We start from the raw sequence: 18,981 nt of genomic DNA on the forward strand, positions 1-18,981 counted from the left end.
GCTCGGAAGAATCAGCGCGCGATGTCCTGCTTTCGGATGCGCACCGCGGCCTTGCGCGGTGCGGCCACGGGTGCCGCGGCGGCGCTGGCCACGAATGCATCTGTCGCGTCGGCCGTGGCGGGGGCCGGCACGGCGGCTGCCGCTTCCGACGGGCCATCGGTGATGACGTGGCTGAAGGGTGCGAGCAAGGGCACCAACTGTGCATACACCTTCGGGTTGCCGGCCAGCACTTCACGCTGGTACAGGTAATCGGCTTCGCCGGTGAAGTTGCCGATCAGCCCGCCGGCTTCGGTGACCATCAGCGAGCCGGCGGCGATGTCCCAGGGGCTCAGGCCGGTCTCGAAGAAGCCGTCGGTGTAGCCGGCCGCCACGTAGCACAGGTCGAGTGCGGCCGAGCCCGGGCGGCGCAGCCCCGCGCACGCAGGCATCACCGCTTCGAGCATCTGCATGTAGCGCTTGAAGTTGTCACCCTTGCGGAACGGAAAGCCGGTGCTGACCAGGCAATCGGCCAGCCGAATGCGTTTGGAAACGCGCAGCCGCTTGTCGTTCAGGAACGCGCCGCGCCCCTTCGATGCGTAGAACAAGTCGTTTCGCGTCGGGTCGTACACGACCGCCTGTTGCACCTGGCCGCGGAACGCGAGCGCGATCGAGACCGAATAGACCGGAAAGCCGTGGATGAAGTTGGTGGTGCCGTCGAGCGGGTCGATGATCCACACGAACTCGCTGTCTTTGGCCCCGTGCGTGCGCCCCGATTCTTCGGCCAGGATGCCGTGGCCGGGATAGGCCCCGAGCAGCGTCTCGATGATGATGGCTTCGGCCTTGTGGTCGACCTCGGTCACGAAGTCGTTCGGCGACTTGGTGTTGACCTTCAGCAGGTCGAGGTCGAGAGAAGCCCGGTTGATGATGCCCCCGGCGCTGCGGGCCGCCTTGATGGCGGTGTTGAGCATGGGGTGAAGCGCTTGGGACATGGTGCGACCGATCTGGGCGAGGGCAAAGGGGCTGGCAGGAAGAAAGAGCGGTGCACCTTGAAGACAGGCGCGTGGCGCCCGGTGCGGATAATCGGCATTTTACCTGCTGCCCCATGCTTGGCCCCGACACGACCCGCTTCATCCTGATCGGCACCAGCCACCCCGGCAACGTGGGGGCGGCGGCTCGCGCGATGAAGGTCATGGGCTTCACCGACCTGGTGCTGGTGGCGCCGCGCCTGCCCGACGTGCTGCAGCAACCCGAGGCGCTCGCCATGGCGAGCAGCGCGACCGACGTGCTGGCCAATGCGCGCATCGTGCCCACGCTGGTGGAAGCGCTGGCCGGCATCAGCTTCGCCTGTGCCACCGCGATGACGCCGCGCGACTTCGGCCCGCCCACGCGCGCGCCGCGCGAGCTCTTCGCCGAGTTGGCCGGCGGCACGCAGCGGGTCGCTTTCGTGTTCGGCTCGGAACGTTTCGGCCTGAGCAACGACGACGTGTACCGCTGCCACGTGTGCGTGAGCATCCCGACCGCGCCCGACTACGGTTCGCTCAATCTCGCCCAGGCGGTGCAACTGCTGGCCTACGACTGGCGCCAGGCCCTTGGCGGGTTCCCGGTGCAGGCGCGCACGGTCGACGCCACGCGTGCCGACGGCGTGGCGGTGCAGGGCGTGCTCGATCACTGGCAGCAGACGCTGGTCGACATCGACTTTCTCGACCCCGAGGTGCCCCGCAAGCTGATGCCCCGCCTGCAGCAACTGCTCAACCGCGCTCAGCTCACCACCGAAGAGGTGCACATCCTGCGCGGCGTGGCACGCGCGGTCGACAAGGCGAGACGCTGACCCCGCCAGCGCCGCCGCCAGCGCAAACGGGTCGCAACGGCTAAACTGAAAATCACGTCACTTCCGTGATTCCCATGTTCCAGCGCCTCCGCGAAGACATCGCCTGCATCCTCGAGCGTGACCCTGCTGCCCGCAGCACCTGGGAGGTGCTGACGTGTTACCCGGGCCTGCACGCCCTGGTGCTGCACCGGCGCGCGGCCTGGTTTCGTGCCCATGGGCTGCACTGGCTGGCGCGATTCACTTCGCATGTCGGCCGCTTCCTGACCGGCATCGAGATCCACCCCGGCGCCACGATCGGCCGGCGTGTCTTCATCGATCACGGCATGGGCGTGGTCGTGGGCGAAACCGCGGTGATCGGCGACGAGTGCACGATCTACCAGGGCGTGACGCTGGGCGGCACGTCGCTCACCAAGGGGGCGAAACGCCACCCGACGCTGGGCCGCGGCGTGATCGTGAGTGCCAATGCCCAGGTGGTGGGCGGCTTCACGATCGGTGACGGCGCGCGCATCGGTGCCAGCGCCGTGGTGCTGAAAGAAGTGCCTGCTGGCGCAACAGCGGTCGGCAACCCGGCGCGCGTGCTGCTCAAGAAAGCCGATGGCGCGCGCGAGGAAGCCGCCGCGAAGATGGGCTTCTCGGCCTACGGCATCACGCAGGGCGACGACCCGTTGTCGCACGCGATGAAAGGCCTGATCGACAACGCCTCAGGGCACGAACATCAGATCGCGTTGTTGTGGCAGGCGATCGAAAAGCTCTCGGCCCGTTCGCGCGAATTGCCGTCGACCGACTGCGTGCCTCAAGACGCGCAGACGACCGAGAGCTTCGACGGCGAACGACTCAGCCGGCTCGTCAAGTAAGGCTGCGCGCGGCTCGCGCTACAGCGCGAACAGCAGTGGCAACAGCAGCATGAAGGGCGTCCAGTCACGCGGCACCTCGATGCTCAGCGTGCTGCTGTACGGGCTCGTGAAACCATCAGGCTCGACGCTGCGGTAGCGGAAGAAGTACTTTCCGCCGCGGCCCGGCGTGGGCAGCACCCACTCGGCCGACTTCAGCTCGTCCTGAGCCACGATCTCTGTGAAATTCTCGTCGCGTGAGAGTTGCACCTGCTGGCGGTCTTCGGGCCGGCCGCTCCAGTTGAAGACGAGGCTCTTGCCATCGGCGGCCGGGCCGCCTTTCGGTGGCTCGGGCAGCGGCCGCAACTCGAAACGCTGGGCGTCGCCATAAGGCCCGCGTTCGCCGTTGGGCTTGAGGCTCGCCAGCCGCCAGTGGTACACACCCGCCGCGTCGAAGGATGCGCTCAGTTTCGCATCGGCCAGGTTGTCCCGCTCCAGCAGCACGGTGCCGAACGACGCATCACGCGCCACCTGCAGGCGCGCCCGTGGCGCGGCCACGTTCGAAGCCCAGGCGAAATCGACCGCACCGACCGACTGTTTGGCGTCGGCCCGTGGCGCGCGGTAGGCGGGCGGCTCGGGGCGGGCGGCGAGCACGAAGACCCGTGTCGCGTCGAAACCTTCGATGCCTTGCGTGTCGACGCGGCGCGCGCGCAGAAACCAGCGTGCATCGTCGAGGCCGGCGATGCGTACGTCGGTGCCGGCCGGCACACGCTGGTCGCTGACGATGCGGTCGAAGGCGCTGTCTTCGGCCACCTGCACGCGCAGCACCTCGGTGGGCGCGATCGACTTGAATCGAACCAGCGGGCGTTCGAACAACTCGGGCACGCTGCCGAGGTCGGGGGCGGGCAGCAGCGGTGCGACGCGCGGCGCCGCGCCGGTGGCGTCGCTCACGGCGCCGAAGCCCGCACGCAGGTCGACACCGGCGTTCTGCGGGCCGGCCTCGAGGCGCACGACACCTTCGACCACTTCAGACCGTGTGCTCGCGTTCGCCGATTCGTCGAAGCTCACGCGGAACTGCGTGCCACGCACGCCGACCACGGCGGTCGGTGTGCTCACTTCGAGCGGCTTGGCGCGCAGCACCTTGGTGGCGAACACCTCGACCGAACCACGCAGAACCCGCAGCGCGCCGGCGAACCAGCCGTCGCTCGTGCCTGCGTCGGTGCTTCGGCCGCCGTAGGTTCTGCTGGTGGCCACCTCGGCCAGGCTCGAAGGCGGCACGCGCAGGCGCGAGCCGTCGGCCATGGTGAGCACCGCCGACGCGCCGTCGGCAGTCTGAACCTTCTGGCCTTCGCCGAGCGTGCTGCCCAAGGCTGCCGCGGCACCGTCGATGCGCACGTCGCCGACGACACTCGTGACCTGCGTGGGCGTGGCCGAAGAGCGCATCAGCCGCTGCGGAATGCGCAACACCTGGCCGGGGTTGATGCGGTTGGGGTCGCGCAACTTGTTCAGCGTGGCCACTTCTCGCCAGGCCTGCGGGCTCACGAGCACCTGGCGCGACAGGCCGATCATGGTGTCGGCGCGCGTGACGGTGAATTCGACCATCGCCTCCTGGGCGTGCGCAAGCGACAGCAGCGCCACCACAGCCCACCCGGCCGCGACGCGACCCACGGCGCGAGCGAGCGGCTGGCTCACGCGGATGGCAGCGGCCGCTGGGCCGACTTAGGGCGAAAGGCCTTGCAGACCGCGGCATCGGTTTCGATGTAGGGCCCGCCCATCAGGTCGATGCAATAAGGCACGGCCGCGAAGATGCCGTGCACCGGCGGGTCGCGTGCGGGCAGGCCGGCGAGCGTTTCGGCGATCGACTTCGGTTGGCCGGGCAGATTGATGATGAGCGCCTTGCCGCGCGTCACCGCGACCTGGCGCGACAGGATGGCCGTGGCCACGAAGTTCAGGCTGATCTGGCGCATCTGCTCGCCGAAGCCGGGCATGAGCTTGTGCGCCACGGCGAGCGTGGCTTCGGGTGTCACGTCGCGCAGCGCCGGGCCGGTGCCGCCGGTGGTGAGCACCAGGTCGCAAGCCACGCCGTCGACGAGCTCGATCAGGGCCGCGCTGATCGCTGCCTGCTCGTCGGGGATCAGGCGCGTTTCCCATTCGATCGGGTTGCGCAGCGCCGACGACAGCCACGTTTGCAGCGCCGGAATGCCGAGGTCTTCGTACACACCCTGCGAGGCGCGGTCGCTCACCGAAACGAGGCCGATGCGAATGGTGTCGAAGCTGCTCATGCTGCTGCCGCCGGTTCGGCGCCCAGGTGTTGTTTGATGAACTGGAACAGCTCGCGATAGGCCCGACCGCTGCGTTTTTCAGGCACGAGCGAGGCGTCTTTTCGGGCCGCGCGGATCAGGCTGCGAAGCTGCTGCAGGTCGGTCTGCGGGTGCTCGGCGGCCCAGCGCGTGGCGGCGTCGTCTTCGGCGATCAATTCGGCGCGCCAACGTTCGGCCTGGTGCAGCGAGAGCGAGTCTTGCGCGCGACCGAGCTGCATGTCGGCCACGGCCTGGCGGATCGGCGCGGGGTCGTCGCGCCGCATCAGCTTGCCGATGTACTGCATCTGGCGGCGCTTGCCTTCCCAGGTGCGGGTCTTCTTGTAGGCGCGGATGGCGTCGAGCAGCGATTCCGACATGCCCAGGTTGGCCAGGCGCTCGTCGGGCAGCGCGACGACGGCTTCGCCCAGGTCTTGCAACTCGTGCGAATCGGCCTTGCGCCGTGTCTTGCTGGGCCGCTCGGCCAGCGGCGCGGCCGAAGGCTCGGCGCCAGAGGCCTCGTCGTTGTCGTTCGGGTGCGGTGCGGGCATGAGCGTTCGGTGCAGGGAGGGCGGTCGGTATCATAGTCGTGCACCTTCCCTGCGCAGCGCGCCATCACCACGGTTCAACCCAGCCCATGCCCACCCCCGCTTCGACCGGCCCGATTTCGCCTTCCGGCTTCGCCTATTCGCGCGATCAGTTCCGGCAATACGTCGAAGACGCGCTGGCGTTTGCGCGCTCGCTCGGTGCGAGCGACGCGGCCGCTGAAGTGTCGGAAGGCGTGGGGTTGTCGGTGTCGGTGCGCAAGGGCGAGGTCGAGAACGTCGAGCGCAACCGCGACAAGTCGCTGGGCATCACGGTTTACGTCGGCCAGCGCCGAGGCAACGCCAACACCTCCGACTTTTCGCGCGCTGCGATGGAGCAGACGGTGCGCGCCGCGCACGACATCGCCCGCTTCACCGCCGAAGACCCGGCCGCCGGCCTGCCCGACGCGGAAGACATGGCGCTGGGCGCGGCGGCACAACCCGACCTCGACCTGTTCCACCCGTGGGCCATCGACGCCGAGGCCGCGATGCAGCTTGCGTTGCGCTGCGAAGCGGCCGCGCTCGGCGTCGACCGCCGCATCACCAATTCCGAAGGAGCCGGCGTCTCGGCGCAACAGTCGCATTTCTACGCCGGCAACAGCCGGGGCTTCGGCGGGGGTTATGCGAGCTCGCGCCATTCGCTGTCGGTCGCACCGATCGCCTCGACGCCTGCGCGCGGTGGCGACGACATGCAGCGCGACGCCTGGTACACCTCGATGCGTTCGGCCGACGACCTGGCGGCGCCCGAAGCCGTGGGGCGCTACGCGTCGGAGCGGGCGCTCTCGCGTCTGAAGTCGCGCAAGATCAAGACCTGCGAGGTGCCGGTGCTGTTCGAGTCGACCATCGCGGCCGGCCTGCTCGGCGCCTACGTGCAGGCCACCAGCGGCGGCGCGTTGTACCGCAAGTCGACCTTCTTGCTCGACAGCCTGGGCAAGCCGGTGCTGCCCGAACACATCGACATCTTCGAAGACCCGCACGTGCCGCGCGGCAAAGGCAGTTCGCCGTTCGACGACGAAGGCGTGCGCACGACCGCGCGCAGCGTGGTGAAGGGCGGGGTGGTGCAGGGCTATTTCCTGTCGACCTACTCGGCGCGCAAGCTCGGCATGCGCACCACCGGGCACGCTGGCGGCTCGCAGAACCTGGCGCTCACCAGCCGCCTCACCGCCGCGGGCGACAACTTGGATGCGATGCTGAAGAAACTGCACCGCGGCCTGTTCGTGATCGAGCTGATGGGGCAGGGCGTGAACTACGTGACCGGCGACTACTCGCGCGGCGCGGCCGGCTTCTGGGTCGAGAACGGGCGCATCCAGTTCCCCGTGCACGAAATCACGATCGCCGGCAACTTGCGCGAGATGCTCAAGGGCATCGCCGCGGTCGGCGCCGATGCCTACACGATGGGCAGCAAGACCATCGGCTCGGTGTTGATCGAGCGGATGAAGATCGCCGGCTCCTGAGCGAGCCGTCTCGCACGGGTAATTCCCGTTGGGGGCGGCCGCCGGCCACTTCTAGAATGCGACGCGCCGATCATCGGCCCGCTTTTCCCACAGGAGATCTTTATGCAGCGTCGTTCCTTCGTTCACGGTGCCGGCATCGCCGGTGTGCTCGCAGCGGGTGCCGCACCCGCGATCGTGCACGCACAAGCCGCCATCCGCTGGCGCCTGGCGTCGAGCTTCCCCAAATCGCTCGACACGATCTACGGCGCAGCCGAAGTGTTCGCGAAGAAGGTCAGCGACATGACCGGCGGCAAGTTCCAGATCACCACCCACGCGGCAGGCGAACTGATGCCCCCGTTCGGCGTGGTCGACGGTGTGCAGAACGCCACCGTCGAGGTGGCCCACACCGCGCCGTACTACTTCTTCGGCAAGGACCCGGTGTTCGCGCTGGGTTGCGCCATTCCGTTCGGCCTGAACTCGCGCCAGATGACGGCGTGGATGTTCGAAGGCAACGGCCTCAAGCTGATGCGCGAGTTCTACGCCAAGTACAACATCGTCAACTTCCCCGGTGGCAACACGGGTGCGCAGATGGGCGGCTTCTTCCGCAAGGAAATCAAGTCGCTGGCCGACGTGAAGGGCCTGAAGTTCCGCATCGGCGGCTTCGGTGGCAAGGTGATCGAGCGCATCGGTGGCGTGCCGCAGAACATCCCGGGTGGCGAAATCTACCAGGCGCTCGAGAAGGGCACGATCGACGCTGCCGAATGGGTCGGCCCGTACGACGACCTGAAGCTCGGCCTGTACAAGGTGGCTCCGAACTACGCCTACCCGGGTTGGTGGGAAGGCGGCCCGCAACTCGACTTCTTCATCAACACGAAGGCCTACGAAGGGCTCACCCCGGAGTACAAGGCGATCGTCGAGGCGGCCACTGCCTATGCCCACGTCGACATGCAGGCCAAGTACGATGCCCGCAACCCGGCCGCGCTGAAGACGCTGGTCGGCAACGGCACGAAGCTGTTCCGCTTCCCGAAAGACATGATGGAAACGGCCTTCAAGGAAGCGATGGCGCTCTACAGCGAACTCGGCGGCACGAACCCGGCCTGGAAGAAGATCTACGAAGACTACTCGGCCTTCCGCCGCGAGCAGAACCTGTGGTTCCGCTTCACCGAAGCCGGCTTCGACGACTTCATGCAGTCGCAAAAGCTCTGACGGCCCACGGCGCCTGAAAGCAAAAAGCCCCGCGGTTGCGGGGCTTTTTCTTTGGTCGTGGCCGGCGTCGCACCGGCCACTTCAGCCCGCCTATTTCTTGGGCGCGTTGCGCTCCATCGACTCCATCAACGCCTTCATCGGGTCTGCGTCGGCCTCACCCGACGTCGCGGCCCCGGATGCCGCCGGAGCAGCGGAACTGGCGGCTTGCGGGTCGGCGGCTTCGGCTCGGCCGGAGTTCTGCCGCAGGTCCTGGAACGCCTTGTCGGTGTCGATCTGGACTTGCTTGTCGGCGTTGCCGGTCACCATGCCCGGGAACGCGATCACGATGGCGACCATCACCACCTGGATGATCACGAACGGTATCGCGCCCCGGTAGATCTGGCCGGTGGTGACCTTGCCGATGCGCCGGCCCGTCACCTTGTCGTCGTAGTCGTCCGTGGGAGCCACGCTGCGCAGGTAGAACAGCGCAAACCCGAACGGCGGGTGCATGAAGGATGTCTGCATGTTCACGGCCAGCAGAATCCCGAACCACGTGAGGTCGATGCCGAGCTTGGCCGCCACCGGGCCGACCAAGGGAACGATGATGAAGGCCAGCTCGAAGAAGTCGAGGAAGAAAGCCAGAATGAAGATCAGGATGTTGACGACGATCAGGAAGCCGAGCTGACCACCCGGCAGGCCGGTCAGCAGGTGCTCTACCCAGATAGCGCCGTCGACGGCCTGGAAAGACAGGCTGAAGGTGGTCGAGCCGACCAGGATCATCAGCACGAAGGCCGAGAGCTTGGTCGTGCTGTCCATCGCCTGGCGCATCAGCCGCAGGCTCAGCCGGCGCCGCGAGAACGCCATCACCAGCGCGCCGACAGCGCCCATCGCGCCGCCTTCGGTCGGCGTGGCGATGCCGAGAAAGATCGTGCCGAGCACGAGGAAGATCAGCGCCAGCGGCGGGATCAGCACGAAGGTGACCCGTTCGGCCATGCGCGACAGCAGCTTCAGCCCCAGCGCACGGTTGATCAGCGACAGCACGAAGGCCACGCCGACGCCGACGCACATCGAGGTGACGATCAACTCGTCGGTGGCGATCGTGGCGGGCCGTGACTTCGCGAACAGCACGGAGCAGCAGACCGCGATCAGCAGCAGCACGGCCAGCGAGCGCAGGCCGGCGGAGCCGTCGTCTTCCTTGATCGTGCGCGCCTCGGGTGGCAGCGCCGGCACCATGGCCGGTTTGATCAGGCTGAGCACGAAGATGTAGCCCACGTACATGCCCGTCAACACGAAGCCGGGAATGAAGGCGCCCTTGTACAGGTCGCCCACGCTCTTGCCCAGTTGGTCGGCCAGCACGATCAGCACCAGCGACGGCGGAATGATCTGCGCCAGCGTGCCCGATGCGGCGATCACGCCGCTGGCCACACGCCGGTCGTAGCCATAACGCAGCATGATCGGCAGCGAGATCAAGCCCATCGAGATCACCGACGCGGCGACGACGCCGGTGGTCGCCGCCAGCATCGCGCCGACGAGGATGACCGCATACCCCAGGCCGCCGCGGATCGGGCCGAAGAGTTGGCCGATGGTGTCGAGCAGGTCTTCGGCCATGCCAGATCGCTCGAGGATCAGGCCCATGAAGGTGAAGAACGGAATCGCCAGCAGCGTGTCGTTCTGCATGATGCCGAAGATGCGCAGCGGCAGCGCCTGCATCAGCGATTCGGGCAGCAGTCCGAGTTCGATGCCGACCAGGCCGAAGAACAGCCCGCAGGCTGCGAGCGAGAACGCGACCGAGTAACCGAAGAGCAGGAACACGATCAGGCTGGCGAACATGATCGGCGCCATGTTGGCGGAGATGAAGGCGATCATTTCTGTGCTGCCTTTTCAGCCTGGGCACGAACGAATTCGGCCAGTTCTTCTTCTGCGGTCTTGACCAGCTTTCGCACCGTGGGGTCGGGCCCCATGCCCTTGAGGAACGCGACGCGCTTGATCAGTTCTGACAGGCCTTGCACACCGAGCAGCGCGAAGCCCGCAGGCAGCAGGGCGAACACCGGCCAGCGCACCAGGCCGCCAGCGTTGTTCGACATTTCGTGCATCTGATAAGCGCGGATCACGAGCGGCATCGACAGGTCGATCACCACGATCACGAACGGCATCAGGAAACAGCAGATGCCGATGATGTCGATCCAGATCTGGGTGCGTTTGCTGAAGCGCCCGGAGATCACGTCGATCTTCACGTGCTCCTGGCGCAGCAGTGTGTAGCCGGCGGCCAGCAGGAAGACGGCGGCGAACAGGTACCACTGGATCTCGAGCAGGCCGTTGGAGCTCCAGTCGAAGGCCTTGCGCACGACCGCGTTGCCGGCGCTGATCAAGACCGCGGCAAGCACGAGCCAGCCGACCCAGCGGCCCACCCACTCGCTGAAACGATCTATCGCTTGGGAAATCAGGATCAGCACGCGCACGGCGCCTCCACGTTCAAGACTTGAGGGGGATGGGGTCGTGCCTGTTCAGCCCGCCCGCGACTCGCGCGATTCTAGGCAGGCCAACTCGCCCGAACGGGCGGTGTAAGCCCTAGCGCGGCGGCCTGCAGGCGCGCCCGCCTGGCCCGCAGGCCATCACTGGCCCGTGGCGGCCCGGAACAGCTTCCCCGAACGTGCGCCGCTGCGGCAAAAAGCCAGCACCGGCTTGGGCAATTCGTTCAGCAAGGCGGCAAAGCGTGCGATCTGCTCGGGCGTCTGCACTGCGGGCTCGACCGGCAGCCAGGCATAGCTCAGCCCGGCGGCCGAGGCGGCGGCCTGCATCGCTTCGCTCGTGGGCTGCTCGGGCCCGCCTTCGAAGTCGGGCCGGTTGTTGATCACGCTCCTGAAACCGGCGCTGGCCGCCCAGGCCATCTCGGCCACGTCGAGTTGCCCCGTCACGCACACGTCGGCGCTCAATTGCTGGACTGGCGGTGCGCTGCTCATGGTGCAAGGGCCTTCTTGACGGCAGCGGACACGAGGCCCATGTCGGCCTTGCCGGCCAGCCGGGTCTTCACCGCGCCCATCACCTTGCCCATGTCGCCAGGGCCGGCGGCACCCAGCTCGGCGACCACCTTCGCCACTTCGGCGGCCACTTCTTCGGCGCCCAGGCGTTGCGGCAGGTAGGCCTCGAGCACCTGCAGTTCGGCGCTTTCCTTGTCGACCAGGTCTTGCCGGTTGCCGGCTGCGAACTGGGTGATGGAGTCCTTGCGCTGCTTGACCAGCTTGTCGACGATGGCGATGACCGCTACGTCGTCGAGCACGACACGCTCGTCGACTTCGCGTTGTTTGCAGGCTGCGAGCAGGCCGCGGATGGTCAGCAGCCGCGCCGAGTCTTTCGCACGCATGGCGGCCTTCATGTCTTCGGTGATCCGGTCTTTCAGGGTCATGCGAACTCCCAAGGCAGAAATGACAAAGCCCGCAAGGCGCGGGCTTGTGGGTGCGAGCCGGAAGGCTCAGCGCCGCTGAATCAGAACAGCTTCTTCGGCAGCTGCATGCTGCGCACGCGCTTGAAGTGGCGCTTCACGGCCGCAGCCTTCTTGCGCTTGCGCTCGGCGGTGGGCTTTTCGTAGAACTCGCGGGCACGCAGGTCGGTCAGCAGGCCGAGCTTCTCGATGGTGCGCTTGAAGCGGCGCAGTGCCACGTCGAATGGCTCGTTTTCTTTGACGCGAATCGTAGTCATGTAGAGGTTGGATCTTGGGGTAGGCCGCGTGGCTCGTCGCTGCGCGGGGTTGAAACTTCTTCACCAGACTGCGCCTGCAAAGGCGCGCGAGCTCGGCAAAGAACATCGATTATAGCCCGGGCTCAGGCGGTGTGCAATGCGGCCGCCATGGCCCGGGCGCAGGCTGCGGCGCTGGCCCAGGCCCACTGGAAGTTGTAGCCGCCGAGCCAACCGGTCACGTCGACCACCTCGCCGATGAAATGCAGGCCCGGCAAGCGGGCACTTTCGAGGCTTTGCGAGCTGAGTTGCCGGGTGTCGACCCCCCCGGCGGTGACTTCGGCCTTGCGGTAGCCCTCGGTGCCCTGGGGTTTGAGCTCCCAGCGTTGCAGGCGGCCGGCCAGGTCGGCCAGATCGCGGTCGCGCTGGTCGGGCATGGGGCGCTGAGCCAGTTCCGGGGTGGCGGCAAGCCAGGCGTCGGCCAGGCGTTTCGGGATCAGCTCGCCGAGTTCGTTCGCCAACTGGCGCCTGGAAGCGTTCTTCGCTGCCCCCAGCAAGGCCTTCAGGTCACGCCCGGGCGCCAGGTCGACGCGGATCGGCGTTCCTTCGGCCCAGTAGCTGGAAATCTGCAGCACGGCCGGCCCGCTCAGACCCCGGTGGGTGAAGAGCAGGTCTTCGGTGAAGGCGGCCGGTGTCTTGCCGGCGCCGGTTTCGATCTTCACTTCGAGAGCCGCGCCCGACAGCGCCGCGAAGGGCGCCCAGCTCACCGGGTCGAAGGTCAGCGGCACGAGGGCAGGGCGGGTCTCGACGATGCGGTGCCCGAACTGGCGCGCGAGCCGGTAGCCGAAGTCGGTGGCGCCGATCTTCGGGATCGACAGGCCACCCGTCGCGACGACGAGACGAGCAGCGCGCACGGGGCCACGATCGGTGTCGAACTCGAAGCCTGGTGCAGTCGAACGCACGGCCTTCACCGCGCAACCCTGCCAGCGTGTCACGCCGCCTTGTTCGCACTCGCGCAACAGCATCTCGATGACCTGCTCGCTGCTGTCGTCGCAGAAGAGCTGGCCCTTGTGCTTCTCGTGCCAGCCGATGCGGTGGCGTTGCAACAGGCCGATGAAGTCTTGCGGCGTGTAACGCGCCAGGGCCGAGCGGCAGAAGTGCGGGTTGGCCGAAATGAAGTTCGCAGGCGTCGTGTCGCGGTTCGTGAAGTTGCAGCGGCCGCCGCCCGAGATGCGGATCTTTTCGGCGACCTTTGGCGAATGGTCGATGAGCAGCACCTTCAACCCGAGCTGCCCGGCGATGCCGGCGCAATGCAGCCCGGCGGCGCCGGCGCCGACGATCACCGCATCGACATTCACCCCTTCCACCGAAACGGGAACGCCAGCTGCTTGAAGAAGCCGTTGGGCACGTAGTCGCCCACCACGCCATAGTGCTCGGGCCAGGCACGGTCGGACTGCACCGCGGTGCCGAACAGGTGGTCGAGGAAAGCGAAGTGCGCGGCGTAGTTCTTGTCGATGGCCTCGTCGTCCTGCGAGTGGTGCCAGTGGTGGAAGTTCGGCGTCACGATCACGTAGCGCAGCGGGCCGAGCCGCACGCTCACGTTCGCGTGGTTGAACACCGCCTGGAAGCCGACGATGACGATGTAGGTGTCGATCACTTCCTTGCTGAAGCCGAGCACGTAGATGGGTGCCAGCACCAGCGTGCGCGTGATGATCAGCTCGAGGATGTGCTGGCGCGAGCCGGCCAGCCAGTCCATGCTCTTCACGCTGTGGTGCACCGCGTGCAGGCGCCACATCAGCGGCACTTCGTGGTACGCGCGGTGCGTCCAGTACTGCACCAGGTCGGCCACCAGCACGATCAGGAACACGGCCACGAAGAAGTTCAGGTTCTGCACCCAGCCGCGGATGCCGTCGTTCGCGGCCCAGCCGAACAGCTTGTGCACCAGCAGGTTGGTGGCCAGCAGCACGAAACCCACCACCATGTGGTTGACGATGAAGTGGTGGAAGTCGGTCTGCCACTCGGGGCGGAACACCGGCTGGTCCTTGCGCAGCGCGAACAGCTTCTCGATGAAGATGAAGATCAGTGTCGAGCCCAGCAGGTCGAGGATGAACCAGTCGAGGCCGATGTAGGGCGTGTCGTCGGCGAAGTCGTTCACCGGTACCTTGTGGCCACCGAGCGCCAGCGTCAGGCCGATCAGCACGAAAGCTGCCAGCGCCAGCCAGCGCGCACGGCCGCTGATCACGTTGATGAGCGACAACGCGCCGGCCACCACCATGGCCCAGAACATCACCTGTCGCAACACCTCGACGTTGTACGACTTGCGCAGTTGCGGCGTGGTCAGGTACTCGGGGAAGTGGAAGGCCAGCACACCGAGGAAACACAGGATCGCGAGCGACAGCGCGATCACGCCGGTGATCAGCCCCTTGCCCGGGCGCAGGGCGCCGTGCGATTCGGTGAGCTGGTTGAGTTTGTCGAGTTCCTTCATGCGCGCCGCCCCTGGGTTTTGGCGCGCATTATGCGGGCCGGCGCCGGTGCGGAATCAGGCTGCCCGCCCGTGTGCGCGGCTCGAAGCGAGCGTCTGCAAGCCGCGCAGAACGTCGCCGACGATGATGATCGACGGGCTGGCCAGGGCCCGCTCGCGTGTCGTCTTCGCCAGCGTTTCGAGCGTGCACACCGCGTGGCGTTGCTGCGGCAGGCTCACGCTCTGCACCACGGCCGACGGGGTGGCCGCTGGCATCGAACGCAGCAGGCCGGCCTGAACGCCTTCTACCGCCGCCACCCCCATGTAGATCACGAGCGTGAGGCCCTGTGCTGCGGCCGCGCCCAGCGTGGGCCAGTCGAGCGGCGCGCCGCCCTCACGTGCATGGGCCGTCACGAAGATCACGCCGTGCGCGTGGTCGCGGTGCGTGAGCGGCGCGCCGAGTGCCGTTGCCGCGGCCAGGCCTGAGGTGATGCCGTTGACCACCTCGACCTCGATGCCTTGCGCGCGCAGGTGCTCGGCCTCTTCGCCGCCGCGCCCGAAGATGAACGGGTCGCCGCCCTTGAGCCGCACCACGCGTTCACCCTTCAGCGCCTCGGCGGCCATCAGTCTTTCGATGAAGTCCTGCGGCGTGCTCGCGCAGCCGCCGCGCTTGCCGACGTGCACGAGGCGCGCCGAGCGACGCACGAAGCGAAACACTGCATCGCTGACCAGATCGTCGGCCAGCACGACGGTGGCGCGGCGGATCAAGCGCACCGCCTTCAAGGTCAGCAGATCGGCGTCGCCCGGGCCGGCGCCGACGAGTGCCACGTGGCCCGTGGAAAGCTCGTCGGTCATGCGGTCTGCTCCCGGGGCGCGGGCTGTCCCGCGGCCGCCAGCGTGCGCATCAGGCACTCGACCTGGCGTGTCAGTGGCGCGGGGGCGGGCTTCTCGCCGCTGACCACCGACTGGATGTAGCGCGCCGTGGTGGCGGCGTCGTTCGAGCGCGGCAGCAGCGGCAACTCGGTGAGCACGCCTTCGTGCGCCGCATGCGACAGGTCGACGCGCGCCTGGCCGCCGATGAAGACATCGAGCTTCGGCGCACGGCGGGGGTCGGCCACGGGTTCGCCTTCGGTGCCGCGCAAGAGCACCGCATCGGCCGCGGTGTGGCCCAGAAAGCCCGTCAGCAGCGTCGCGTATTCGGGGTGGGTGTAGTTGACGACGCGCACCGTAGCCGCACTGCGGCAGGGCGCCAGCAGCTTGGCGATGGTGTGGCCCGAATTGCGCAAGCCCACCACACGCCGCACTTGCAGCAGCTTCGCCAGCGGCGGGCACAGGTGTTCGGTGGCGATGAACACCGGCTCGCGCCGTGCCCAGCCGTTGTCGATCTCTTCGGCATTGCTCGCAAAAGGCAGACCGAGGTCGTGAAAGATCTCGGCGGTGCTCACGCGCCCGGCGTCGAGCATCGGGCCGTGCACCAGCACCTTCACGCCTTCCTGCGCGAGCAGCAGGGCGAGCAGGGCGGTCAGGTTGGGCAACTTGCGCGCACCGTTGTACGACGGCAGCACGACGCTCGGGCCCTCGGGCACGATCGGGATGCAGCGTGCGTGCGCGGCTTCCAGAAAACCCGCCAGTTCTGGGATCGACTCGCCTTTGATGCGCATCGCGAGCGCGAAAGCACCGATCTCGAGATCGCTCACGCTGCCGTCGAGCACCTGGCTCATCAGGTCATGTGCCTGCACCTGGGTGAGCGAACGGGCGCCTTCCTTGCCGCGGCCGATTTCCCTGATGTAGTTTGCGATCGCCATGCTGCTTCCTCGTGCGGAGAATCGCAATTTTCAGGCCCGCAAACGCGTGCTCGCAACAAGGGCTTGCAGTTTGCGTTCGGTGACGGGCGGGTCAGGCGACCTGATGGCGCTGCTGCACCAGGCGTTTGAGTTCGGGCACGCAAGAGCCGCAGTTGGTGCCGCACTTGAGCTGGTCTTGCAGCTGGGCGAGTTGTGCATCGGCGTTGCCGGTGGCCGTTTCCAGCAAGCTGTCGATCTGGGTGATGCTCACGTCGAAACAACTGCAGACCTGCTTGCCACGCGACACCAGTGCCACCGGCGCCTGGCCACCCGGCACGAGCAGCAAACGGCCATAGGCCTGGGCGGGCAATTCGTCCTGCAACAGCGGTTTGACCCAGGCCTGTGCGCTGATGTCGCCGGCGAGCAGAAAACCTTCGAGGCGTTTGTCGCCATTCACCGTGGCCAGACGCATGCTGCGGCGCTGGCCGCGGCGCTTGTCGGCGTAATGCAGCACTTCGTGCGTGTCGAGGCCCAAGGCCGCTTCGATGCGTGCGATCAGTTCGTCGCCGACGGCCTCGAAAGCGGCGGCGCGAAACAGCACGCCGCTGCGCTCGCGGCCGAAAGGCACGCAGGTCGCGAAAGGGAACGCCGCCATCAGCGGCGCGAGTTGCGAGCGTGCGCGCAAGGCGGCCGCGTCGTCGAGCCAGGCCACGCCGAGCAGCTTCCAGGGCAACTCGGCCTTCAGGATCTTCACGGCCGCGTGTTTCAGCTCGGGCTGTTTCGAACTCGGGCAAAACGCCGGGGATGTGAGCGCGTTCACACCGGCTGCGCGCGCACCGGTGCTGGTGCTGCCCGACAGGAATTCTTCGCCCCAGTGCATTGCGATGAACGCTTGCGCCGGTGTCATCTGCGCGCTGGCGCTGGCCGGCAAGACGATCGAACCGCGCCGAGAGGTGACGTGCACCAGGTCGCCCTCGGCGAGCTTCAGGCGCGCCATGTCCTGCGCATGCAACTCGATCTGCGGCTCGGGCACGTGGCCGAACAGCCAGCCGATGCTCCCGGTGCGGCTCATGCCGTGCCACTGGTCGCGCAACCGCCCGGTGTTGAGCGAGAACGGAAAACGTGCGTCGCGCGGTTCGGCCAGCTTCACGTAGGGCGTGTCGACGAATCGGGCCCGGCCGTCTTCGGTCGGGAACGCGCCGTCTTCGTAGAGGCGCGCCTTGCCCACGGCGGCGCCGGTGGCGAAAGGCCATTGCTGCGCCGCCACGTCGAGCTGCGCGTAGCTGAGCCCGGTGATGTCGAGGTCACGCCCGCGGGTCGATTCGCGGTGTTCGTTCCAGACCGCTTCGGGTGTTGTGTAGGCGAAGCCGCTGGGTGCATCGGGCCGCAGTGTCGCTTCGAGCCGGCGCGCAAACTCGGCGGCGATCTGCCAGTCGTCACGCGCTTCGCCGGCCGCCGGCACCGCGGCGCGCACGCGGCTGATGCGGCGTTCGCTGTTTGTCACCGTGCCCTGCTTTTCGCCCCAGGTGGTGGCGGGCAGCAGCAGGTCGGCGTACGCACAGGTGGCGGTGGTGGCGAAAGCCTCCTGCACGACGACGAACTCGCAGCGTTCGAGCGCACGCCGCACGGTGGCGAGGTCGGGCATCGACTGGGCCGGGTTGGTGCAGGCGATCCACAACGCCTTGATCTCGCCGTCGGCTGCGGCTTCGAACATCTCGACCGCCGTCTTGCCTGGCTTCGAAGGCACGTCGGCCACGTTCCACAGGCGCGCCACCTCGGCGCGGTGTGCTGGGTTCGACAGATCACGGTGCGCGCTGAGCAGGTTCGCCAAGCCGCCGACTTCACGCCCGCCCATCGCGTTCGGTTGCCCGGTGAGCGAAAACGGCCCGGCGCCGGCCTTTCCGATCTGGCCGGTGGCCAGGTGCAGGTTGATCAAGGCTGCGTTCTTGGCGGTGCCGGCACTGCTCTGGTTCAGGCCCTGGCAATAGAGCGAAAGCACCGGCTTGCGTGACGCGCCGGGGGCCAGATCGTCGAGCCCCGCGAACCAGCGTGCTGCCTGTACCAGGTCGGCTTCCCGGATGCCGCAGATCTGCGCCGTGTCCTTGGGCGTGAACTCGCGCACCCGCGTCTTCAGCGCATCGAACCCGTTCGTGTGGGCGGCGATGTAGGCGTTGTCGACCCAGCCTTCCCACAGCATCACGTGCAGCATGCCGTTGAACAGCGCCACGTCGGTGCCGGGCAGGATCTGCAGGAACAGGTCGGCACCCTCGGCGGTTTCGGTCTTGCGCGGGTCGACCACGATGGTGCGCAGCGCGGGGTTGGCACGCTTCGCGTCTTCGATACGGCGGTACAGGATCGGGTGCGCGAAGGCGGTGTTCGAGCCGGCGATGAAGAGCGTGGACGCGTGGTTCAGGTCGTCGTAGCAGGCCGGCGGGGCGTCGGCGCCCAGCGTCTGCTTGTAGCCCGCCACAGCGCTGCTCATGCACAGGCGCGAGTTGGTGTCGACGTTGTTGGTGCCGACCAGGCCCTTGGCGAGCTTGTTGAAGACGTAGTAGTCCTCGGTCAGCAACTGGCCCGAGATGTAGAAGCCGACCGCGTCAGGGCCGTGGGTCTGGATGATGTCGGCGAAGCGACTCGTCGCGGTGCCGAGCGCGTGGTCCCAGCCGACCACGCTGCGCTCGGCGTCGCGCCGCTCGCGCAGCTGGGGCTGCAGCAAACGCGTTTGCATCGTGATGTGCTGGCTTGCCGTGAGGTGCAGCGTGCTGCCCTTGGTGCACAGCCGGCCGAAGTTCGCGGGGTGGTCGGGGTCGCCACGCACGCCGGTGATCTGCGCGCCGTGCGCTTCGATGATCACGCCGCAGCCCACGCCGCAGTACGGGCAGGTCGAGCGCGATTCACGCGCCGCAGGCGGCGCCGTTGCAGCCATGT

At 67.4% G+C, this 18,981-nt stretch carries 18 protein-coding genes; 4 read left to right on the top strand and 14 right to left on the bottom strand.

The annotated features are described in order from the left end of the window. Positions 1-11: 11 nt before the first annotated feature. Positions 12-968, bottom strand: coding sequence for an inositol monophosphatase family protein (locus AC30PD_RS09340; protein ID WP_489535381.1), 957 nt, complete (start codon positions 966-968; stop codon positions 12-14). A gap of 113 nt (positions 969-1,081) precedes the next feature. On the opposite strand from AC30PD_RS09340, the gene AC30PD_RS09345 reads away from it, so the two are divergent. Together AC30PD_RS09345 and cysE are read left to right on the top strand one after the other, a co-directional pair. Beyond that, positions 1,082-1,807: an RNA methyltransferase gene (locus tag AC30PD_RS09345; RefSeq protein ID WP_489535382.1), complete on the top strand. Its 726-nt coding sequence runs from the start codon at positions 1,082-1,084 to the stop codon at positions 1,805-1,807. A 74-nt stretch (positions 1,808-1,881) separates the two neighbouring features. After that, positions 1,882-2,661, top strand: coding sequence for a serine O-acetyltransferase (cysE, locus tag AC30PD_RS09350; RefSeq protein WP_489535383.1), 780 nt, complete (start codon positions 1,882-1,884; stop codon positions 2,659-2,661). A gap of 18 nt (positions 2,662-2,679) precedes the next feature. Here cysE and AC30PD_RS09355 read toward each other — a convergent pair whose 3' ends face one another. The 3 genes from AC30PD_RS09355 to yjgA are packed head-to-tail and all read right to left on the bottom strand — an operon-like array spanning position 2,680 to position 5,485. Next, on the bottom strand, positions 2,680-4,329 hold the full coding sequence (locus tag AC30PD_RS09355; RefSeq protein WP_489535384.1) for a FecR family protein: 1,650 nt from the start codon (positions 4,327-4,329) through the stop codon (positions 2,680-2,682). Then, a complete protein-coding gene (gene mog / locus AC30PD_RS09360) occupies positions 4,326-4,919 on the bottom strand; it encodes a molybdopterin adenylyltransferase (RefSeq protein ID WP_489535385.1) in 594 nt (197 codons plus the stop codon). The genes AC30PD_RS09355 and mog overlap by 4 nt, the downstream gene beginning before the upstream one ends. Next, a complete protein-coding gene (yjgA, locus tag AC30PD_RS09365) occupies positions 4,916-5,485 on the bottom strand; it encodes a ribosome biogenesis factor YjgA (protein WP_489535386.1) in 570 nt (189 codons plus the stop codon). Before yjgA ends, mog begins: the two co-directional genes overlap by 4 nt. Before the next feature lie 86 nt (positions 5,486-5,571). Here yjgA and pmbA point away from each other — a divergent pair, with 86 nt between their 5' ends. Together pmbA and AC30PD_RS09375 are read left to right on the top strand one after the other, a co-directional pair. Continuing rightward, positions 5,572-6,972, top strand: a complete 1,401-nt coding sequence (gene pmbA / locus AC30PD_RS09370; protein WP_489535387.1) for a metalloprotease PmbA — start codon at positions 5,572-5,574, stop codon at positions 6,970-6,972. A 102-nt stretch (positions 6,973-7,074) separates the two neighbouring features. Next, entirely contained in the window at positions 7,075-8,157 is a 1,083-nt protein-coding gene (locus tag AC30PD_RS09375) for a TRAP transporter substrate-binding protein (protein WP_489535388.1), read from the top strand. Positions 8,158-8,247: 90 nt separating this feature from the next. Here AC30PD_RS09375 and AC30PD_RS09380 read toward each other — a convergent pair whose 3' ends face one another. From AC30PD_RS09380 to AC30PD_RS09425, 10 genes are all read right to left on the bottom strand, one after another. Continuing rightward, positions 8,248-10,002 (bottom strand): TRAP transporter large permease, encoded by a 1,755-nt coding sequence (locus AC30PD_RS09380; protein WP_489535389.1) that lies wholly within the window; start codon positions 10,000-10,002, stop codon positions 8,248-8,250. After that, on the bottom strand, positions 9,999-10,595 hold the full coding sequence (locus AC30PD_RS09385) for a TRAP transporter small permease subunit (protein WP_489535390.1): 597 nt from the start codon (positions 10,593-10,595) through the stop codon (positions 9,999-10,001). Before AC30PD_RS09385 ends, AC30PD_RS09380 begins: the two co-directional genes overlap by 4 nt. Positions 10,596-10,748: 153 nt before the next feature. Next, positions 10,749-11,096, bottom strand: a complete 348-nt coding sequence (locus AC30PD_RS09390; RefSeq protein ID WP_489535391.1) for a protein tyrosine phosphatase family protein — start codon at positions 11,094-11,096, stop codon at positions 10,749-10,751. After that, on the bottom strand, positions 11,093-11,539 hold the full coding sequence (locus AC30PD_RS09395) for a GatB/YqeY domain-containing protein (RefSeq protein ID WP_489535392.1): 447 nt from the start codon (positions 11,537-11,539) through the stop codon (positions 11,093-11,095). Before AC30PD_RS09395 ends, AC30PD_RS09390 begins: the two co-directional genes overlap by 4 nt. 80 nt (positions 11,540-11,619) lie before the next feature. Continuing rightward, the gene (gene rpsU, locus AC30PD_RS09400) at positions 11,620-11,832 is read right to left on the bottom strand and encodes a 30S ribosomal protein S21 (RefSeq protein ID WP_056468472.1); all 213 of its coding nucleotides are present in this window, start codon (positions 11,830-11,832) and stop codon (positions 11,620-11,622) included. Positions 11,833-11,954: 122 nt separating this feature from the next. Next, the gene (locus AC30PD_RS09405) at positions 11,955-13,166 is read right to left on the bottom strand and encodes a BaiN/RdsA family NAD(P)/FAD-dependent oxidoreductase (RefSeq protein WP_489535437.1); all 1,212 of its coding nucleotides are present in this window, start codon (positions 13,164-13,166) and stop codon (positions 11,955-11,957) included. After that, positions 13,163-14,293 carry a sterol desaturase family protein gene (locus tag AC30PD_RS09410; RefSeq protein ID WP_489535393.1) on the bottom strand — a complete coding sequence of 377 codons (1,131 nt, stop codon included), beginning with the start codon at positions 14,291-14,293 and terminating at the stop codon, positions 13,163-13,165. The genes AC30PD_RS09405 and AC30PD_RS09410 overlap by 4 nt, the downstream gene beginning before the upstream one ends. A 54-nt stretch (positions 14,294-14,347) precedes the next feature. Then, positions 14,348-15,124 (bottom strand): uroporphyrinogen-III C-methyltransferase, encoded by a 777-nt coding sequence (gene cobA / locus AC30PD_RS09415; RefSeq protein WP_489535394.1) that lies wholly within the window; start codon positions 15,122-15,124, stop codon positions 14,348-14,350. Further along, complete coding sequence (gene ybiB, locus AC30PD_RS09420) at positions 15,121-16,074, bottom strand: DNA-binding protein YbiB (protein WP_489535395.1); 954 nt, start codon at positions 16,072-16,074, stop codon at positions 15,121-15,123. The genes cobA and ybiB overlap by 4 nt, the downstream gene beginning before the upstream one ends. A 91-nt stretch (positions 16,075-16,165) precedes the next feature. Next, positions 16,166-18,979: a nitrate reductase gene (locus AC30PD_RS09425; RefSeq protein ID WP_489535396.1), complete on the bottom strand. Its 2,814-nt coding sequence runs from the start codon at positions 18,977-18,979 to the stop codon at positions 16,166-16,168. Positions 18,980-18,981 lie beyond the last annotated feature (2 nt).

Source organism: Rhizobacter sp. (genome assembly GCF_032229685.1).
Classification (GTDB): Bacteria; Pseudomonadota; Gammaproteobacteria; order Burkholderiales; family Burkholderiaceae_C; genus LMDS01.